Source organism: Paraburkholderia podalyriae, assembly GCF_014397785.1.
GTDB lineage: Bacteria > Pseudomonadota > Gammaproteobacteria > Burkholderiales > Burkholderiaceae > Paraburkholderia > Paraburkholderia podalyriae.
This window is the reverse complement of record NZ_VZQQ01000043.1, coordinates 1-17,542: the sequence shown is the minus strand read 5'-3', so window position 1 is coordinate 17,542 and position 17,542 is coordinate 1. Positions and strand designations below refer to the sequence as shown.

Here is a 17,542-nt window from a genome sequence, read left to right as displayed (position 1 = left end):
ACGCGTCTTTACCAGTCTGCGTGGCGGGCTGGTCCTTTTTCATCGGCGAGTGCACAGCGCGCTTGCCGCTTCCCTCCGTGACCGAACTGCCGACATGACTTTGCGCGACGACCGAAGGAACGCCCTGTGGGACACCACTCATCTGCTGCGCCGACTCAACCCGCACTCCGCGCAGGCGCTCGAAGCGGCCGCGAGTCTTTGCCAGACGCGGCTGGCCGACGAGATCACGGTCGAGCACTGGTTACTGAAGCTGATCGAAGCAGGCGGCGGCGACATCCCCGCAATCCTGCGGCATTACACGATCGATATCGACGCGGTATGGGATGCGCTGCTCCACGCAATCGATCACCTGCCGCGCAACCTGCGGGGCAAGCCCGCGCTGTCGCCGCAGTTGGCGGCGATGCTTGGCGATGCCTGGCTTCACGTGTCGTCGGAGCGCGACGATGCGCGAATCCGCTCCGGCAATCTGCTGCAGGCCATCGTCGATGCGCCGCATGTGCTGCGCGCGCAGAACGCGTGGCCGCTGCTTGCCGTCAGCAGCGCACAGATCGAGCGTCTGCTGCCGCGAATTGCGCATCGGTCGTGCGAAAGTGAAATCGAAAGCGAAACCGAGGAACCAGAATCCGAAGCGCCGCAACGTTCCATAAGCGCAATCGGCGCGAACGGCGTTTCTCGCGCAAAAGAGATCATGCCTGCCAGCGCCGACGCCCTCGCCCGCTTCGCGATCGACCTGACCGACAAGGCGCGCCGCGGCGACATCGATCCGGTGTTCGGGCGCGATCGCGAGATCCAGCAGATGGTCGACGTGCTCGCGCGCCGCCGCAAGAACAATCCGATCCTCGTCGGCGAACCGGGGGTCGGCAAGACCGCGCTCGTCGAAGGGCTCGCGCTGCGCGTCGCCGAAGGCAGCGTGCCGAACGTGATCCGCGACGTGCGCATCCTCACGCTCGATCTCGGCCTGCTGCAAGCCGGCGCGGGCGTCAAAGGCGAATTCGAGCAACGCCTGAAGAACGTGATCGACGATGTGCAGGCTTCGCCCGTGCCGATCCTGCTCTTCATCGACGAAGCGCACACGCTGATCGGCGCCGGCAACGCGGCGGGCGGCGCCGACGCCGCGAACCTGCTGAAGCCCGCGCTCGCGCGCGGCGAATTGCGCACGATCGCGGCGACCACGTGGTCCGAGTACAAGGAATTCTTCGAGCGTGACGCCGCACTGGAACGCCGCTTCCAGATGATCAAGGTCGACGAACCCGACGACGACACGGCCTGTTTGATGCTGCGTGGGCTGAAGAGCCGCTACGCCGGATACCATCGGGTGCACATTCGCGACGAAGCGCTGGTCGCCGCGGTCAGGCTGTCGCGTCGCTATATCCCGGCGCGGCAGTTGCCGGACAAGGCGGTCGATCTGATCGACACGGCCGCCGCGCGGGTGCGCATGGGCCTCGAAGCACCGCCGGCCGAACTCCAACGCGCGCGTGCCGCGCTCGCCGCGCTCGCGCTCGAACACGCAACGCTCGCAGACGACCAACGCGCCGGCATCGACAATAGCGAAGCACGCGGCGACGCGCTGGACGCGGCGCTCGCGAACGCGACGACCGAACTCGCGCAGTTGCAAACACGTTACGAACAGGAACTCGAGCTCGTCCAAACGCTGCACCGCCGACGCGACAGCGACACCGCCTCGCGCGACGCCAGCGCATTCGCTCACGCACGTGACGCGCTCGCGATTGCACAGGGCAAGGCCCCGCTGATCTTCGCCGACGTCGACGCCCAGGCGATCGCACGCGTCGTTGCCGAGTGGACCGGCGTGCCGGTCGGCAGCCTCGTCGAAAACGAACTGCAGAGCCTGCTGACACTGGAAACGCAGCTCGCGGCGCGCGTCGTCGCTCAGGATGACGCGCTCGCCGCCTTGTCCGAGAGCCTGCGCACCGCAAAGGCGGGGCTGAAGAATGAAGATGCGCCGCTTGGCGTGTTTCTGCTCGCCGGTCCGTCGGGTGTCGGCAAAACCGAAACGGCGCTCGCGCTCGCCGACCTGCTGTTCGGCGGCGAGGCCGCGCTCACGACGATCAATATGTCCGAGTACCAGGAATCGCACACGGTCTCGCAGTTGAAGGGCTCGCCGCCCGGCTACATCGGCTATGGACGCGGCGGCATTCTGACCGAAGCGGTGCGGCAGCGTCCGTACAGCGTCGTGCTGCTCGACGAAGTCGAAAAGGCGCATCGCGACGTGCTGGACATGTTCTATCAGGTGTTCGATCGCGGCATGATGCGCGACGGCGAGGGGCGCGAGATCGACTTTCGCAACTGCGTGATCCTGATGACGTCCAATCTCGGCAGCGCGCAGATCGACGAAACGACCGCGGAAAATCCGGGCGTCTCGCAGAACGAACTGTTCGAGGCGATTCGTCCGCAGCTCGTCGGCCACTTTCAACCGGCGCTGCTCGCGCGCTTTCAGACGCTCGTGTACCGCCCGCTCGATGCAAGCGCGCTGGGTTCGATCGTGCGCCTGAAGCTCGCCAAAGTCGCGCAGCGTCTGCACCGCCAGCATCGCGTCGAACTGAGCTGCGATGAATCGCTGATCGCTGCGATGGCCGAGTTATGTCTCGCGCGCGAATCGGGCGCGCGCAACGTCGATGCGTTTCTCAATCAGCGCATTCTGCCGACGGTGTCGCGCGAACTGCTCGCGCGCATGGCGAGCGGAATCGCGCCCGCAAAAATCCTGCTGAGCAGTTCGCCAGAAGGCAATCTGACGATCGATTTCATCGATCGCGAAGCAGCCGTCGCTGAACACGCGGCGATCGCCTGACGGAGCGCCACACGATGCCGGCAGGACCGTCCCTCTACGACATGCTGCTCGGCCAGATTGGCGGTGAGCCGCTCGACGCCTATGACGACCGCACGCTCGAATGCCTGAGCGTGCAGCGGAACGTGCAGCGCATTCTGAACGCGCGCGCGGGCGCATTGAAGCACCTGCCCGACTATGGCCTGCCGGACATGACGAACATCTACAAGGCATTGCCTTCGTCGGCGCACGCGCTGAAGCAGCAGATGGAGGCGACGCTGCTGAAATATGAACCCCGGATTCGCGCGATCGACATCGACATCTTCGAGGACGACGACCCCGGCGTGCTGGTCAGCTTCGAAATGACGTGTCATTTGAAGAAGGCCGGGCTCGTGCGCTTCGGCACGTATTTCGAGCCGCCGGGGCGACTGCATCTAAGACGCCGGATGCAGGGGCGCGGGTAATCAGCGCAACGCGCGTGCGCGTCAATATGATGCGACATTTGTTCACACTTGCTCGGTGGATAACTCGCTATAGTGGAGACGGTCGATTACGGGTCCGATCGACCTTCCCAGACAGACATTGAGTCTGTCCTTCAGCAGCCTCGATCGCGCCCCGCGTTCGAGGCTTCTTTCTTTGCTGCCCCGTTAGCCGGCGGTCAAATCTAAAAAAAGATGGGCCCAGGTCAGGGCCCAGGTCACGCTTTTGTACATCAATCCCCAGCGTCATGCGCAAAGAAGCAATTTGAGGACAATTACGCGTCAGGCTTTATGCGATGCACAGTCATCGCAATGCAAGACGGATGACGAATTCATAAGCGCTAATTCGGATTAAATCGAGCAACTCATATCTTGAAATAAAAAAACCTATGTCTCGAAATAAAGACCGGAACTCGTCGGGTGCTTCATTAGTCCGAGCACTGCCATTGCCCATCGTGGCGAACGTCTGGCGAGCCGAGTCCCACCTGGTTCGCTGTCATCCGCTCATGGTCCGATAAAAAGTGCGCTGCGTCTGATCGCATCGTCTGTCGCGTTTGAATGAAGCGTCCGTACCGGTACGTCGCTCTATCGCCAGTGGCAACGATCGTGTCTTTACAGAATGCAGATCGCTTGTCAGATTGAAAGAGCTTGAATAAGGAATTGCTGGTGAAATATCTCGCTGGTTCAATGTCGCAATCGCGGCGGCTTTCTCTGCCTGCCTGTTTTATGCCTTGTCGCGCGAGTTACCCCGGTGCTACCGTGATGACGCGTTCGCGCGGCCCCGAAGCGGGGGAGCGTGCACGATGAGCGTCTTCCAGATTGCCGGCGCGCTGTTCGCCATCGTCGCGCTATTCGGCATCATCAATTATCGGTTCATCAGATTGCCCGACACGCTCGGCATCACCGCGGTCGGACTCGTCGTCAGTGTCGGTATTTCGGCGCTCGGCTTCTACTACCCGGCGATGGCGATCGCCGCGCGCAAGATCGTCGTGCAGATCGATTTTGCCGACATCGTGTTTCACGGCCTGCTAAGCCTGCTGCTGTTCGCCGGCGCGCTGCATGTCGATCTGTCGAAGATGCGCACGCAGCGGCGCGCAGTGCTGATGCTCGCGACGATCGGCGTGTTGATTTCCATCGCGGTGGTCGGCTTCGGGTTTTACTACGCGGCACTCTGGCTCGGCCAGCCGGTCAGCCTGCTGTGGTGTCTCGTGTTCGGCGCGCTGATCTCGCCGACCGATCCGATCGCGGTGCTGAGCGTGCTCAAGCGCGCGGCGGCGCCCGAAAGCCTCGAAACCAAGATCACCGGCGAGTCGCTGTTCAACGACGGCACGGCCGTCGTCGCGTTCGTCGCGCTAATCGGGCTCGCGACGGGCGCGCACGAGTTTTCCGCGGGCGCGATCGCATTCGATCTGCTGCGCGAAGTCGCCGGCGCGCTCGTGCTCGGCGCGGCGCTCGGCTTCGGCGCGTCGCTGCTGCTGCGAGGCATCGACAGCTATCCGGTCGAGATTCTGATCACACTCGCGCTCGCGACCGGCGGCTATAGTCTCGCCGAAGCGCTGCACGTGTCGGCGCCTCTCGCGGTCGTGATCATGGGGCTCGTTATCGGCAACCACGGCGCGTCGACGTCGATGTCGGAGAAGACGCGTGAGCATCTGTTCAACTTCTGGGACCTGCTCGACGAGTTGCTCAATCTGGTGCTGTTCGGGCTGATCGGGCTCGAGATCATTGCGCTGTCGCTGCGGGTCGAGATCGTGTGGCTCGGGCTCGCCGCGATTCCGGTCGTGCTGCTCGCGCGCGGCGTCAGCGTCGCGATTCCATTGCTCACGCTGCAGAAGTTCCGGCGTCTCAATCCGCATTCGGCCGTCGTGCTGACATGGGGCGGGCTGCGCGGCGGCATTTCGATCGCGCTCGCGCTGTCGCTACCGGAGTTTCACGGACGTGACACGTTCATCGGCGTCACGTATCTGGTCGTCGTGTTCAGCCTGCTGATTCAGGCGACGACCTTGGGTCCACTGATCCGCCGGCTCAATTTCTCGAATGCTCACGCAACCCCGCCTGCGTCGCCGGATTCATCGTCTGCAAGAAACGCGCGCTAATCGTAAAGTGGATACCTGCGCCGCTCGGCAGTTGTATCGAGAACGCAAACTGACCGAGCATGGGGCCATGCATCGGCCGCGAGGTTGGTGGAAAATCGTAAAGATAGTCCGAGACGGGCGCGAGCAGTTCGCGCGTCGATTTCGACGCCGGATTGGAGCGCCCGATTTAAGCGTTTTCTGAGCAGTGCCGGCCACGGTTCGCGCCGCGGTCCTGGCTCGGGCCTGAGAGTCCGTCGCCAGTTTCTGGCTTACTTTCCGCCGGTTTCCGGATCGTCGCGACTGCCGCGGCGCCGGGCATTTGGCCGTCAATGCCGGTTCTCCCACATACCTGGCAGGCGCGGTTTGTCATCCTGTCGATTCAGGCGTCCGAAGGAGTTCGCCATGTCGGTCTATGTCGATGAAGGGTTCCGGCCCTGTGTGACGGAATGCGGGACGGTCGCGTTCCGCGTGTGCTGCGACGATCGCGCGCAGATTTTTGAAGTCAGCGCCGACGCGCTGGTCGAGTTCTGCGGCGCTGTGAGCCGTCGCAAGCAGGACCTGCTGGTCGCGTTCGAGGATGCGCTGGACGAGATCCTCTCTGTAGCGGCGCAGCGATGGCAGTTCACGCCGAGCGAGCCGGTGCGGCTTGGTCTCGACGACTTCAAATTGGTCAGACATTAGGCGTGCGAGAAACGCCTTCATGAGTTGGATCGCCGCCCTGCCGATGTACAACGTGACGCCCGCGCTCGACCTCGAATGGCGCGAGTGGCTCGACGACGTGCTGCGCCGGATCAGGCCCGCGTGCCGCATCGTCGATCCGGACGAGGAACTGCACGGCTTCTGGCGGCGCCCGAACCTGTTGATCTCGCAGACCTGCGGTTATCCGCTGATGCACGGGCTGCACGCACAGGTGCAATTGATCGCGACTCCCTGCTTCGATGCGCCCGGCTGCGACGGCGCGCATTACTCGAGCATCCTGATCACGCGCGCCGACGCGCGCTTCGACTCACTCGCGTCGTGCCGCGGCGCGCGCGCCGCCTACAACCAGGACGATTCGAACAGCGGCATGAACGCGTTTCGCCACGCGGTCGCGCCGCTCGCGCGCGCCGGCATGTTCTTCGCCACGGTGCTGCGCACGGGCTCGCATCTGGGCTCGCTGCACGCGGTCGCCGACAATCGCGCGGACGTCGCCGCGATCGACTGCGTGACCTTCGCCTTCGTTTGCGACGTGCTGCCGGAACTGGCGCGGCGCGTGCGCGCGATCGGCATGACCGCCGCCTCACCGGGCTTGCCGCTGATCGCCGCGGCCAATGTGCCGCCAGCCACGATCGCCGCGTTGCGCGACGCGCTGAACGAGACGCTGACCGTCCGCCCCGAACGGGCGAAACGCCTGCGTTTGACGGGTTTTTCGACGCTGCCGCTGACCGACTACGCGCGCATCGGCGAACTCGAAAGCGAAGCGCGCGCGGCCGGCTACGCGCGGCTCGGCTGATCGGCTGCCGCGCTTATTCACCCGCCTGCTGCACGTCCAGCACCAGCAGCTGCGCGCCGTCGGCGACCTGATCGCCGACCGCATACAGCACTTCGGCGACCGTGCCGGCCGCCGGCGCGCCGATCGTATGCTCCATCTTCATCGCTTCCATCACGATCAGCGGCGCGCCTTTGTCGACCACCGCGCCCGGCTCGACCAGCACCGCGACCACCTTGCCCGGCATCGGCGCGGTCAGACGGCCTTCGCCATGCTCGGCATCCGCGGCATGCGCGAGCAGGTTCTGCCATTCGAATGCAAGCGTCTCGCCGTGGCAGAACACGTGGAACCTGTCGCCGTCGACGAACACTCGCCCCGTCACCCGCGCGTCGCCGATCGTCGCGCCGAATTCGTGCGCGCCCGCGCCGAGCGACCATGTGAAGTCCTCGCGCACGCCGTCGTGTTCAAGCGTTTGAACGAGCGCGTGCGCGGCACCGTTTCGCGCGAAGACGACCGTGAACGCGTCGTCTCGATCGTCGTTCGCGCCGTCGTCGATCACGCGCCAGCCGAGCGTTTGCGTGTAACCGCTATTGAGCCGCCAGTGCGACAGCGCGTCCCACGGCGACGCGCCGTGCGCGGTGCCGCCCTCGCGCGTCAGCAATGCGGCGCATGCGAGCGCGAGCGCTTCCTTGAACGGCTTGCGTGCCGGCGCGAACAGCGCGTCGTGATGGCGTTCGATCAAACCCGTGTCGAGATCGCCGCTCGCGAACGGTTCGCTCGCGACGATGCGCCGCAGAAACTCGACGTTCGTATGCGGCCCGACGACCTCGCAGGCATGCAGCGCACGCGCGAGGCGCGCCAACGCCTCGTCGCGCGTCGCGCCGTGCACGATCAGCTTGGCGATCATCGGATCGTAGAACGGCGTGATCGTGTCGCCTTCGCGCACGCCGCTGTCGATACGCACCGGCGCCTTGCGTCCCGGCTCGCCGAGTCCGGCCGCGTCAATCGCGAACTCGACGCCTTCCGGCATGCGCAGATGCTTGAGCGTGCCGGTGGACGGCAGGAAGCCGCGCGCCGGATGCTCGGCGTAGATGCGCGCCTCGATCGCATGGCCGTCGAGCTTCAACTGCTGCTGCGTGAGCGGCAGCGCGTCGCCCGCGGCAACGCGCAGTTGCCATTCGACGAGGTCCTGCCCCGTCACCATCTCGGTGACCGGATGCTCGACCTGCAGCCGCGTGTTCATCTCCATGAAATAGAACTCGCCGGCCGGCGTCATGATGAACTCGACCGTACCCGCGCCGACATAGTTGACGGCGCGCGCGGCCGCCACGGCCGCTTCACCCATCGCGCGCTTGACCTCGGCCGAAAGCCCCGGCGCCGGCGCTTCCTCCAGCACTTTCTGATGACGCCGCTGCACCGAGCAGTCGCGATCGAACAGATAGACCGCGCCGCCGTGCCGATCGGCGAACACCTGGACTTCGACGTGACGCGGCCGCGTCAGATACTTCTCGATCAGCACGCGATCGTTGCCGAAGCTGCTCGCCGCCTCGCGCTTGCACGACAGCAGCGCGGCCGCGAAGTCCGAGCTGCGCTCGACCACCCGCATGCCCTTGCCGCCGCCGCCCGCGCTCGCCTTCAGCAGCACCGGATAACCGATCGCGTCCGCTTCGCGCTGCAACAGCGGCGGGTCCTGGTCGTCGCCGTGATAGCCGGGCACGAGCGGCACCGCGGCCGCGTGCATCAGCGCTTTCGCGGCGGCCTTGGAACCCATCGCGGCAATCGCTTCGACCGGCGGTCCGATAAAAACGATGCCGGCTGCGTCGCACGCATGCGCGAAGTCTTCGTTTTCCGAAAGAAAGCCGTAGCCCGGATGCACGGCCTGCGCGCCGGCCGCGCGCGCGGCTTCGATGATGCGCTCGATGCGCAGATAGCTTTGCGCCGCCGTCGAGCCGCCGATATGCACCGCTTCGTCGCAGGCGGAGACGTGTTTCGCGTTGGCGTCGGCGTCGGAATAGACGGCCACGCTCGCGATGCCGAGCCGCTTGCAGGTCGCCGCGACGCGGCACGCAATCTCACCCCGGTTGGCGATCAGGATCTTGTTGAACATGAGTGTCTCGATGAAATAGGCGGTGCGGGGCGATGGTTGTCAGCGGGGCATCTCAGTTGCGCCAGCCCGGCGGGCGTTTTTCGAGGAACGACGCGACGCCTTCGCGGCCCTCGGCGCCGGCCCGCGTTTTCGCAATGCGTGCGGCCGTGTCCTCGATCAGCGCGTCGCTCAACTCGCGGCCCGCGATGTCCTGCACGAGCCGCTTGCAAGCGCGCACCGCTTGCGGGCCGTTCGCGCACAGCGTCTGCGCGAGCTGCGCGACCGTCGCATCGAGCTGCTCCGCGCTCACCGCTTCGCTGACCAGTCCCAGCCGCGACGCGCTCGCGCAGTCGAACGCCTCGGCGGTGACGAAGTAGCGCCGCGACGCCTGCTCGCCGAGCGCGCGAATCACGTACGGCGCGATCGTTGCGGGGATCAGCCCGAGCCGCGCTTCGGACAGGCAGAAGTGCGCGCTGTCGACCGCGACGACGATGTCGCATGCCGCAATCAGGCCCATGCCGCCCGCGTATGCGTCGCCGTTCACGCGCGCGATCACCGGCTTGTTGCAGCGATACACCGCCGACAGCATGCCAGCGAGCCGCATCGCATCGGCGCGGTTCTCGTCGTCCGAGTAGCCGGCCATTTTTTTCATCCAGTTCAGGTCGGCGCCCGCGCAGAACACCTTGCCGTTCGCGGCAAGCACGACCGCGCGCACGTCGTCGCGCGTATCGAGCGCGGTGAACGCGGCGGTCAGTTCGGCAATCATCGTTTCGTTGAACGCGTTGCGCACATCCGGACGATTGAGCGTGACCGTCGCGATCTGGCCGGCAAACTCGACCTTCAGCGTTTCGTATTGCATGCGTAGCACTCCCTTTCCATACGCGGTCGCCTCGCGGCGCCGTGGGCCATCACATTCTGAACACGCCGAAGCGCGTGTCTTCGATCGGCGCGTTCATCGCCGCCGACAGGCCGAGCCCGAGCACGTCGCGGGTTTGCGCGGGGTCGATCACGCCGTCGTCCCACAGTCGCGCGCTCGCGTAGTACGGATGGCCCTGATGCTCGTATTGCTCGCGAATCGGCTGTTTGAACGCCTCTTCTTGCTCCACGCTCCAACTGCCGCCCTTCGCTTCGATGCCGTCGCGCTTGACGGTGGCGAGCACCGACGCGGCCTGCTCGCCACCCATCACCGAGATGCGCGCGTTCGGCCACATCCACAGGAAGCGCGGCGAATACGCGCGGCCGCACATGCCATAGTTGCCCGCGCCGAACGAGCCGCCGATGATCACCGTGAACTTCGGCACCTTCGCGGTCGCGACCGCGGTGACCATCTTCGCGCCGTTCCTCGCGATGCCTTCATTCTCGTACTTGCGGCCGACCATGAAGCCGGTGATGTTCTGCAGAAACACGAGCGGGATCTTGCGCTGGCAGCACAGCTCGATGAAGTGCGTACCCTTCAGCGCCGACTCCGAAAACAGAATGCCGTTGTTCGCGACGACGCCGACCGGATGCCCCCAGATATGCGCGAAACCGGTCACGAGCGTGGTGCCGTAGCGCGCCTTGAATTCGTCGAACGCGGAATCGTCGACGATGCGCGCGATCACCTCGCGGATATCGAACGGCTTGCGCGTGTCGACCGGAATCACGCCGTAGATGCTCTGGGTGTCGTAGCGCGGCGGCTTCGGCTCCTGCAATACGAGCGGCGTGGGCTTCACGCGATTCAGATGACCGACGATGCTGCGCGCGATCCCGAGCGCATGCGCATCGTTCTGCGCGAGATGGTCGACGACGCCCGACAGACGCGTATGCACGTCGCCGCCGCCGAGATCTTCGGCGCTGACCACTTCACCGGTCGCGGCTTTGACGAGGGGCGGGCCGCCGAGAAAAATCGTCCCCTGGTTCTTGACGATGATCGACTCGTCGCTCATCGCCGGCACATACGCGCCGCCCGCGGTGCACGACCCCATCACGACCGCGATCTGCGGAATGTCCGCGGCCGACAGATTCGCCTGGTTGTAGAAGATGCGGCCGAAGTGATCGCGATCGGGAAACACGTCGTCCTGATTCGGCAGATTCGCGCCGCCCGAGTCGACGAGGTACACACACGGCAAACGGTTTTCGCTGGCGATTTCCTGCGCGCGCACGTGCTTCTTCACGGTGACCGGATAGTAGGTGCCACCCTTCACGGTCGCGTCGTTGCAGACGATCACGCACTCCTGTCCCGCGATGCGGCCGATGCCCGTAATCACGCCGGCGCCCGGCGCGTCGTCGTTATACATGCCGTACGCGGCGAGTTGCGACAGTTCGAGAAACGGCGTGCCCGGATCGAGCAGTTGCGCGATGCGCTCGCGCGGCAGCAATTTGCCGCGGCTCGTGTGCTTGTCGCGCGCGGTCTGGCCGCCGCCCTGCGCGAGCTGCTCGATCTTCGCGCGCAGATCGGCGACGAGCGCTTCGAGCGCCGCCGCGTTCGCGCGAAAGTCATCCGAGCGCGGGTTCAGTTTTGATTCGATGATCGGCATCGCTGTGTCTCCTCATCCTTGCTCGCGATCACAGCGTTTCGGCAAACAGCTCCCGGCCGATCAGCATGCGACGAATCTCGCTCGTGCCCGCGCCGATTTCATAGAGCTTCGCATCGCGCCATAGGCGCCCGACCGGATACTCGTTGATATAGCCATTGCCGCCGAGAATCTGGATCGCCTCGCCGGCCATCCAGGTCGCCTTTTCGGCCGTGTACAGAATCACGCCCGCGCAGTCCTTGCGGACCTGGCGAACGTGGTCGCTACCGAGCGTGTCGAGCTGACGGCCCACCGCGTACAGATACGCGCGGCACGCCTGCAACGTCGTGTACAGATCGGCGACCTTGCCCTGAATCAGCTGGAATTCGCCGATCGACTGGCCGAACTGCTTGCGGTCGTGGATGTACGGCACGACCGCGTCCATCACCGCGACCATGATGCCGGTCGGGCCGCCCGCGAGCACCGCGCGCTCGTAGTCGAGACCGCTCATCAGCACGTTGACGCCGCCGTTCAATGCCCCAAGGATATTTTCCTCCGGCACTTCGACGTCCTGGAACACGAGTTCGCCGGTGTGCGAGCCGCGCATGCCGAGCTTGTCGAGCTTCTGCGCGACCGAGAATCCCTTCATGCCTTTCTCGACGATGAACGCGGTAATGCCGCGCGAATTCGCTTCGGGATCGGTCTTCGCATAGACGACCAGCGTGTCGCAATCGGGGCCGTTGGTGATCCACATCTTGGTGCCGTTCAGCACGTAGCGATCGCCCTTTCTGACGGCGCGCAGCTTCATGCTGACCACGTCCGAGCCCGCGTTCGGCTCGCTCATCGCCAGCGCGCCGACGTGCTCGCCCGACACCAGCGTGGGCAGATATTTGCGCTTCTGCGCATCGGTGCCGTTGCGATGAATCTGGTTCACGCACAGGTTCGAATGCGCGCCATACGACAGGCCAACCGATGCCGACGCGCGCGAGATTTCCTCCATCGCGACCATGTGCGCGGTATAGCCCATGTCCGCGCCGCCGTATTCCTCGGAGACCGTCATGCCGAGCACGCCGAGATCGCCGAACTTACGCCACAGGTCCATCGGAAACTGATCGGTGCGATCGATTTCTCCCGCGCGCGGCGCGATTTCTTTGGCGGCGAACGACGCAATGGTGTCGCGCAGCATCTCGATCTCTTCGCCGAGCGGGAATTGCAAACCGGGCAGATTGGGCATTGCGGTGTCTCCTGAGTTCGTGGGCGGCCGCTCATGGAACGCGAAGCGGCGCGCGAAAACATGTCAACGCGCATTTCACGCCAGATTGACGTATGCGTCAATAGATATTTTTGAGCTATACTCAGAAATCTCGCGAGCGCGCGCCAGCCGGCCGGATTCGGTGCTACGATCGCGTTTATCGGGCACGCAGGTGGCGTGTTCGAACGCCGGCTTAACCTCAATCCGCATCAAAATCTGAATCTGACTCATATGACGGCTGCCGAGAAGGCCGGATTACCTGTCTCGCGTCGCCAGCCGGCCGGGCCCAAGTCGCAGCAGCGCGTGAAGGAGATCCTTCAGGCGGGCCGCGACGTGTTCTCCGAAAAGGGCTACGAACGCGCGACGACCGCGGAAATCGCGCAGCGCCTGGGCGTTTCCGAGGCGACGGTGTTCAGCTACTTTCGCGGCAAGCGCGAGTTGTGCGCTCGTGTCATCGGCGATTGGTACGACGAGATCATCGACGCGATCGAAGCGGGCCTGCCGCGCGACGGCAACGTACGCCAGCAGTTCGCGTTCATCGTGCGCATGCATCTACGGCTGATGCTCGTGAACGGCACCGACCTGTGCGCGCTCGTGCTGTCCGAAGGCCGCGCGCGGCATCACGAACTGAGTGAAGCGCTGACCGAACTGCAGCGCCGCTACACCGCACCGTTGATGCGCGTGCTTGCGCAAGGCCAGCAAAGCGGCGCGATTCGCGCCGACATGCCGCTGCGCCTGTTGCGCTCGATGGTGTTCGGACCGATGGAACACGTGCTGTGGGACGCGACGCTGGCGAACCGGCAGATCGATATCGAAGCCACCGCCGATCAGCTGATCGATGTGCTATGGGCCGCGCTGACGCCGGCCGGCATCGCGCTCGGCGCGTTGCAGCGCTTTCGCGTGGAAGTCGCGGAGGCAAGCCGTCGTTACGATGAGGCCAGCGCCGCGGCCAGCGAAGCCAACGCCGAGGCCACCGGCCCGGCAAGCACCGCGCGCCGCGACAAAAGCGGCTAATCTACGAGCTTTCCCGCCGCAGCCCGAAGGAGAGCCCAAGTGCCCGCAGCGAAAAGCGCGAAGCAAAGCGACCAACGAACCGCGAAGTCAGGCGAGGAACTCGGCGACAAACCGGAAACCGCGAAGAAAGCGCCGACCAAGACCTCAGCCAGGCCCCCGTCTCAATCCACGTCCGCCGCACGCATTCGCATCGGTATCGGCGGCTGGACCTACGCGCCGTGGCGCGGGCCGTTTTATCCAGACAACCTCACGCAAAGCCGCGAACTCGAATATGCGAGCCGGCATCTGACGTCGATTGAAATCAACGGCACGTTCTATGGTTCGCAGAAGCCGGCCAGTTACCAGAAGTGGTATCAGGAAACGCCCGACGATTTCGTGTTCTCGCTGAAAGCGCCGCGTTACGCGACCAACCGCAAGGTGCTAGCCGAAGCGGGCGACACGATTGAGCGCTTCTTCGCAAGCGGCGTGCTGCTACTCAAGCAGAAGCTCGGGCCCATCAACTGGCAGTTCGCGCCGACCAAAAAATTCGACGCCGACGATTTCGAGGCCTTTCTGAAGCTGCTGCCCGCGAGCATCGAAGGACAGACGCTGCGGCATGCGGTCGAGGTTCGTCACGACTCGTTCAGGACAGCGGAATTCATCGCGCTCGCGCGCAAGTACAAGGTGGCCGTCGTGCTGGCGGCCGACAGCGAGTATCCGCAGATCGCCGACCTCACCGCGCCGTTCGTCTACGCGCGCATCATGGGCACGAGCGACAGGCAAGCGAAGGGCTACTCGACGAAAGCGCTCGACGCGTGGGCGCAACGCGCGCGCCAGCTCGCCGCGGGCATCACGCCGGACGATCTCGAGACCTGCGCGGAGCCGCCCGTGAAAGCCGCCACGCGCGACGTCTATCTGTATGTAATCAGCGGCTTCAAGGAGCGCAACCCGGCCGCCGCGATGGCGTTGATCCAGAAGCTCTGAATACCCCGCGCTGCCTGCCGGCAGGCCGGCGCCGGTGTCATAATCGCGCCAGCGCATCCGTGCGCGGTCGCGTCGGCCTCGCATCGAACCCACGCAAGACCTTGCGTCAAGCCTCGCCCGAGGCCCGAAGCAACCCAAACCGCACGGTCCACGTCAAACCCACGCAGCGCCCGCACGCCCACTTCGCGGCGGCGCTCGCATAATCAGGCGGCAAGACCGCCTCATCACCGATTGCGGAGAAACATCTTGAGCGCCCTCGACAACCCGTTGCACGATCAGGAAGTCGGCTCGGCCGACGCCACCCAGGACACCACGCGCATCGACGACGTGCGCATCGGCGCGGTCCGTCCGCTGATTTCGCCCGCGCTGCTGCAGGACCAACTGCCGGTGCCGCCCGCGGTGCAGGCGCTGGTCGAGAAGACCCGCGTCGAAATCGCCGACATTCTGCACGGCCGCGACGACCGGCTCGTGCTGATCGTCGGGCCCTGTTCGATTCACGACCACGACCAGGCGATCGAATATGCGCGCAAGCTGAAGGCCGCCGCCGATCACTACCGGGACGATCTGCTGATCGTGATGCGCGTGTACTTTGAGAAGCCGCGCACGACGGTGGGCTGGAAAGGCTATATCAACGATCCGCGTCTGGACGGCAGCTTCCGCATCAACGAGGGGCTGCGTCTCGCGCGGCAGTTGCTGATCGACATCAACGGTCTGGGCCTGCCCACCGCGACCGAGTTTCTCGACCTGCTGAGCCCGCAATACATCGCCGATCTGATCGCGTGGGGTGCGATCGGCGCGCGCACGACCGAGAGCCAGAGTCATCGTCAGCTCGCGTCCGGACTGAGCTGCCCGATCGGTTTCAAGAACGGCACCGACGGCGGCGTGCAGATCGCCGCCGACGCGATCGTCGCGGCGGGCGCGAGCCACGCGTTCATGGGCATGACCAAGATGGGTATGGCCGCAATCTTCGAGACGCGCGGCAATGACGACGCGCACGTGATCCTGCGCGGCGGCAAGAAAGGGCCGAACTACGACAGCGCGTCGGTGCAGGCGACCTGTGAAGCGCTGAGTTCAGCGGGTCTGCGCGAGCAGGTGATGATCGACTGCTCGCATGCGAACTCGAACAAGTCGCACTTGCGGCAAATCGAGGTCGCGGAGGATATCGCGAGGCAACTGTCGGAGCGCGAGCGCCGCATCATCGGCGTGATGCTGGAAAGTCACCTGGAGGAAGGCCGTCAGGATCTGAAGGCCGGGGTGCCGTTGCGTTACGGCGTGTCGATCACCGATGCCTGCGTGAGCTGGGCGCAGACCGAACCGGTGCTCGCCACGCTCGCCGAGGCAACCCGCAAGCGTCGCGCGGGCTGACAGCGCCAAAGAGCCAAGCACACGCGCCACGCCAGCCGCCGGGCGAACCGCCTGGCCGGGTTGGGCAGCGCGTGATCCTCACGCCCGACGCATCACTCACGCGCGCGCCTCACAGCAGGGCTGCGGAGCGCACCGCGAATGCTCCGGCGTGAAGCGCGTTGCTTACGACGCGTTGACGGCTTCCTTGAATGCCTTGCCCGCGGTGAACTTCACCGTCTTGGCCGCGGCGATCTGGATCTCTTCGCCCGTCGACGGATTGCGGCCCACGCGTGCGGCGCGCGCGCCGGTCGAGAACGAACCGAAACCGACCAGTTGCACCGTATCGCCGCTCACCACGGCCTTGGTCACTGCCTCGACGATCGCGTCGATGGTCTGGCCGGTTGCCGCTTTGCTTTCGCCCGTCGCTGCGGCGACTGCATCAATCAGTTCCTGTTTGTTCATAGCACTTCCCGTATGGTAATCATGGAACCGGCGCCACTCTGTGGCGCCGGGACCGACACACTAACGCATAGGCGCACCTTCGCGCAAACCCCCGGTGTAAGGCTTGTATCAAGGCAGGGGCGCCGATCTGACGTTTTTCCGCCCCAAACTGCCATAAGAAACGCGGGCTTATGCGCGCGCGCCGCTTGGCGAGGGTTCGCCGGGCATCACAATCCGTTGCAATTTCAGTGCTTTAGCGCGCAGGGCCGCCAGCCCGCGCCGCCTTGCCAATGACGATAGCCCTTTTCGCGAAGCATGGACGCGGTATTTGCATCGCACCTCACAAGTTAACTTTCGGCAAGACATAAAAGAGTGAGAATTCGCCACTTTGCAACATGCGCGCTGCTTGCCGCGCTCTCGTCGGCGGCCGCCGCGGCCGACGACAACGCATGTGCGACCCTCGTCGGCGCGGTGAACTCCAGCGCCGCGCGGAGCTTTTCGTTTCGCGACGGCGAACCGGTCGACTTCGTCGGCGGCGAAAAAACGGTGCACGGCAAGCTGCTCGTGTTCACCGACGGCGACGTGTTTCGAGCGTACTGGCAGCCGGACAACAGCGCGGAAAAATACGTGCTCGCGAATGCGGGCGCCGACGCGGTGCGGCTCGTCGCGTCCGCGCCGCGGGGCACGCCCGCGCCGGCCGGCCAGCCCGGCACCGTCATGCGGCCGCAGCGGGTGCTGTCGTGCCCCGTGCTTTGAGCGGGTGCCAGCGCTGCTGTTCGCCGGCGTCTGCGCATCGGCATCCGACCACACGCCGGGTTCCGGCGCTTCGAACGCACGCCACCAGCTAGTACTTACCGCCTCTGATCGGTCAGCGCGGTCGGATTCGCAAACCGATTCGCAAACCTTTATCTTCGATGCTCCCTCGCCCCATCAGAGCGCTCAAGTTAATCGGCATCACGCCGTTATAAATAGCTGCGTTTAGCGCGCAAACGTTAAAGGGATGGCAATGGTTTCGCTAGGGAAACGCTGATTTATTCGGCTCGGCGGTCATCGCCGGCGTAGCTGAGGACGTTATAGAAGACAGCTCACGGAACAGACTCACGATGATGAAGAGGCAGATTGGCTTCGCGGAAGCGGAAATTGCAG

At 64.8% G+C, this 17,542-nt stretch carries 15 protein-coding genes; 9 read left to right on the top strand and 6 right to left on the bottom strand.

What is annotated here, in order from left to right; all coding sequences use genetic code 11:
• Positions 1-94 precede the first annotated feature (94 nt).
• The 5 genes from tssH to F6X42_RS31440 all read left to right on the top strand — a co-directional run bounded on the left by tssH (position 95) and on the right by F6X42_RS31440 (position 6,828).
• Positions 95-2,806, top strand: a complete 2,712-nt coding sequence (gene tssH, locus F6X42_RS31460; RefSeq protein WP_187637928.1) for a type VI secretion system ATPase TssH — start codon at positions 95-97, stop codon at positions 2,804-2,806.
• Between the two features lie 14 nt (positions 2,807-2,820).
• Entirely contained in the window at positions 2,821-3,246 is a 426-nt protein-coding gene (tssE, locus tag F6X42_RS31455; RefSeq protein ID WP_187637927.1) for a type VI secretion system baseplate subunit TssE, read from the top strand.
• 818 nt (positions 3,247-4,064) lie between these two features.
• Positions 4,065-5,357, top strand: a complete 1,293-nt coding sequence (locus F6X42_RS31450) for a cation:proton antiporter (protein ID WP_187637926.1) — start codon at positions 4,065-4,067, stop codon at positions 5,355-5,357.
• Positions 5,358-5,738: 381 nt separating this feature from the next.
• Positions 5,739-6,017 carry a DUF1488 family protein gene (locus tag F6X42_RS31445; RefSeq protein WP_187637925.1) on the top strand — a complete coding sequence of 93 codons (279 nt, stop codon included), beginning with the start codon at positions 5,739-5,741 and terminating at the stop codon, positions 6,015-6,017.
• A gap of 19 nt (positions 6,018-6,036) precedes the next feature.
• Entirely contained in the window at positions 6,037-6,828 is a 792-nt protein-coding gene (locus F6X42_RS31440) for a phosphate/phosphite/phosphonate ABC transporter substrate-binding protein (RefSeq protein WP_187637924.1), read from the top strand.
• A 13-nt stretch (positions 6,829-6,841) separates the two neighbouring features.
• On the opposite strand, the gene F6X42_RS31435 is transcribed toward F6X42_RS31440, so the two are convergent.
• The 5 genes from F6X42_RS31435 to F6X42_RS31415 all read right to left on the bottom strand — a co-directional run bounded on the left by F6X42_RS31435 (position 6,842) and on the right by F6X42_RS31415 (position 12,865).
• Positions 6,842-8,911, bottom strand: a complete 2,070-nt coding sequence (locus F6X42_RS31435) for an acetyl/propionyl/methylcrotonyl-CoA carboxylase subunit alpha (RefSeq protein WP_187637923.1) — start codon at positions 8,909-8,911, stop codon at positions 6,842-6,844.
• A gap of 52 nt (positions 8,912-8,963) precedes the next feature.
• Positions 8,964-9,749: an enoyl-CoA hydratase/isomerase family protein gene (locus tag F6X42_RS31430; RefSeq protein WP_187637922.1), complete on the bottom strand. Its 786-nt coding sequence runs from the start codon at positions 9,747-9,749 to the stop codon at positions 8,964-8,966.
• Positions 9,750-9,798: 49 nt separating this feature from the next.
• Positions 9,799-11,406 (bottom strand): carboxyl transferase domain-containing protein, encoded by a 1,608-nt coding sequence (locus F6X42_RS31425; protein WP_187637921.1) that lies wholly within the window; start codon positions 11,404-11,406, stop codon positions 9,799-9,801.
• A 28-nt stretch (positions 11,407-11,434) separates the two neighbouring features.
• On the bottom strand, positions 11,435-12,616 hold the full coding sequence (locus tag F6X42_RS31420) for an isovaleryl-CoA dehydrogenase (RefSeq protein ID WP_187637920.1): 1,182 nt from the start codon (positions 12,614-12,616) through the stop codon (positions 11,435-11,437).
• A 75-nt stretch (positions 12,617-12,691) separates the two neighbouring features.
• Positions 12,692-12,865, bottom strand: coding sequence for a hypothetical protein (locus F6X42_RS31415; RefSeq protein ID WP_187637919.1), 174 nt, complete (start codon positions 12,863-12,865; stop codon positions 12,692-12,694).
• Between F6X42_RS31415 and F6X42_RS31410 the strand changes: the two genes are divergently transcribed.
• From F6X42_RS31410 to F6X42_RS31400, 3 genes are all read left to right on the top strand, one after another.
• Positions 12,866-13,648, top strand: coding sequence for a TetR/AcrR family transcriptional regulator (locus F6X42_RS31410; RefSeq protein ID WP_187637918.1), 783 nt, complete (start codon positions 12,866-12,868; stop codon positions 13,646-13,648).
• 39 nt (positions 13,649-13,687) lie between these two features.
• Entirely contained in the window at positions 13,688-14,611 is a 924-nt protein-coding gene (locus F6X42_RS31405; RefSeq protein ID WP_187637917.1) for a DUF72 domain-containing protein, read from the top strand.
• A gap of 246 nt (positions 14,612-14,857) precedes the next feature.
• On the top strand, positions 14,858-15,976 hold the full coding sequence (locus F6X42_RS31400) for a 3-deoxy-7-phosphoheptulonate synthase (protein WP_281394060.1): 1,119 nt from the start codon (positions 14,858-14,860) through the stop codon (positions 15,974-15,976).
• Positions 15,977-16,138: 162 nt separating this feature from the next.
• Here the strand turns inward: F6X42_RS31400 and F6X42_RS31395 are convergent, their stop codons facing one another.
• On the bottom strand, positions 16,139-16,417 hold the full coding sequence (locus tag F6X42_RS31395; protein ID WP_013092091.1) for an HU family DNA-binding protein: 279 nt from the start codon (positions 16,415-16,417) through the stop codon (positions 16,139-16,141).
• A 351-nt stretch (positions 16,418-16,768) separates the two neighbouring features.
• Between F6X42_RS31395 and F6X42_RS31390 the strand changes: the two genes are divergently transcribed.
• Positions 16,769-17,152, top strand: a complete 384-nt coding sequence (locus F6X42_RS31390) for a hypothetical protein (RefSeq protein WP_187637916.1) — start codon at positions 16,769-16,771, stop codon at positions 17,150-17,152.
• Positions 17,153-17,542: the final 390 nt, after the last annotated feature.

Coding starts and splice junctions, on each gene's coding strand:
- tssH (WP_187637928.1), top strand. CDS start 95: ATGACTTTGCGCGACGACCGAAGGAACGCCCTGTGGGACACCACTCAT.
- tssE (WP_187637927.1), top strand. CDS start 2,821: ATGCCGGCAGGACCGTCCCTCTACGACATGCTGCTCGGCCAGATTGGC.
- F6X42_RS31450 (WP_187637926.1), top strand. CDS start 4,065: ATGAGCGTCTTCCAGATTGCCGGCGCGCTGTTCGCCATCGTCGCGCTA.
- F6X42_RS31445 (WP_187637925.1), top strand. CDS start 5,739: ATGTCGGTCTATGTCGATGAAGGGTTCCGGCCCTGTGTGACGGAATGC.
- F6X42_RS31440 (WP_187637924.1), top strand. CDS start 6,037: ATGAGTTGGATCGCCGCCCTGCCGATGTACAACGTGACGCCCGCGCTC.
- F6X42_RS31435 (WP_187637923.1), bottom strand. CDS start 8,911: ATGTTCAACAAGATCCTGATCGCCAACCGGGGTGAGATTGCGTGCCGC.
- F6X42_RS31430 (WP_187637922.1), bottom strand. CDS start 9,749: ATGCAATACGAAACGCTGAAGGTCGAGTTTGCCGGCCAGATCGCGACG.
- F6X42_RS31425 (WP_187637921.1), bottom strand. CDS start 11,406: ATGCCGATCATCGAATCAAAACTGAACCCGCGCTCGGATGACTTTCGC.
- F6X42_RS31420 (WP_187637920.1), bottom strand. CDS start 12,616: ATGCCCAATCTGCCCGGTTTGCAATTCCCGCTCGGCGAAGAGATCGAG.
- F6X42_RS31415 (WP_187637919.1), bottom strand. CDS start 12,865: ATGAGTCAGATTCAGATTTTGATGCGGATTGAGGTTAAGCCGGCGTTC.
- F6X42_RS31410 (WP_187637918.1), top strand. CDS start 12,866: ATGACGGCTGCCGAGAAGGCCGGATTACCTGTCTCGCGTCGCCAGCCG.
- F6X42_RS31395 (WP_013092091.1), bottom strand. CDS start 16,417: ATGAACAAACAGGAACTGATTGATGCAGTCGCCGCAGCGACGGGCGAA.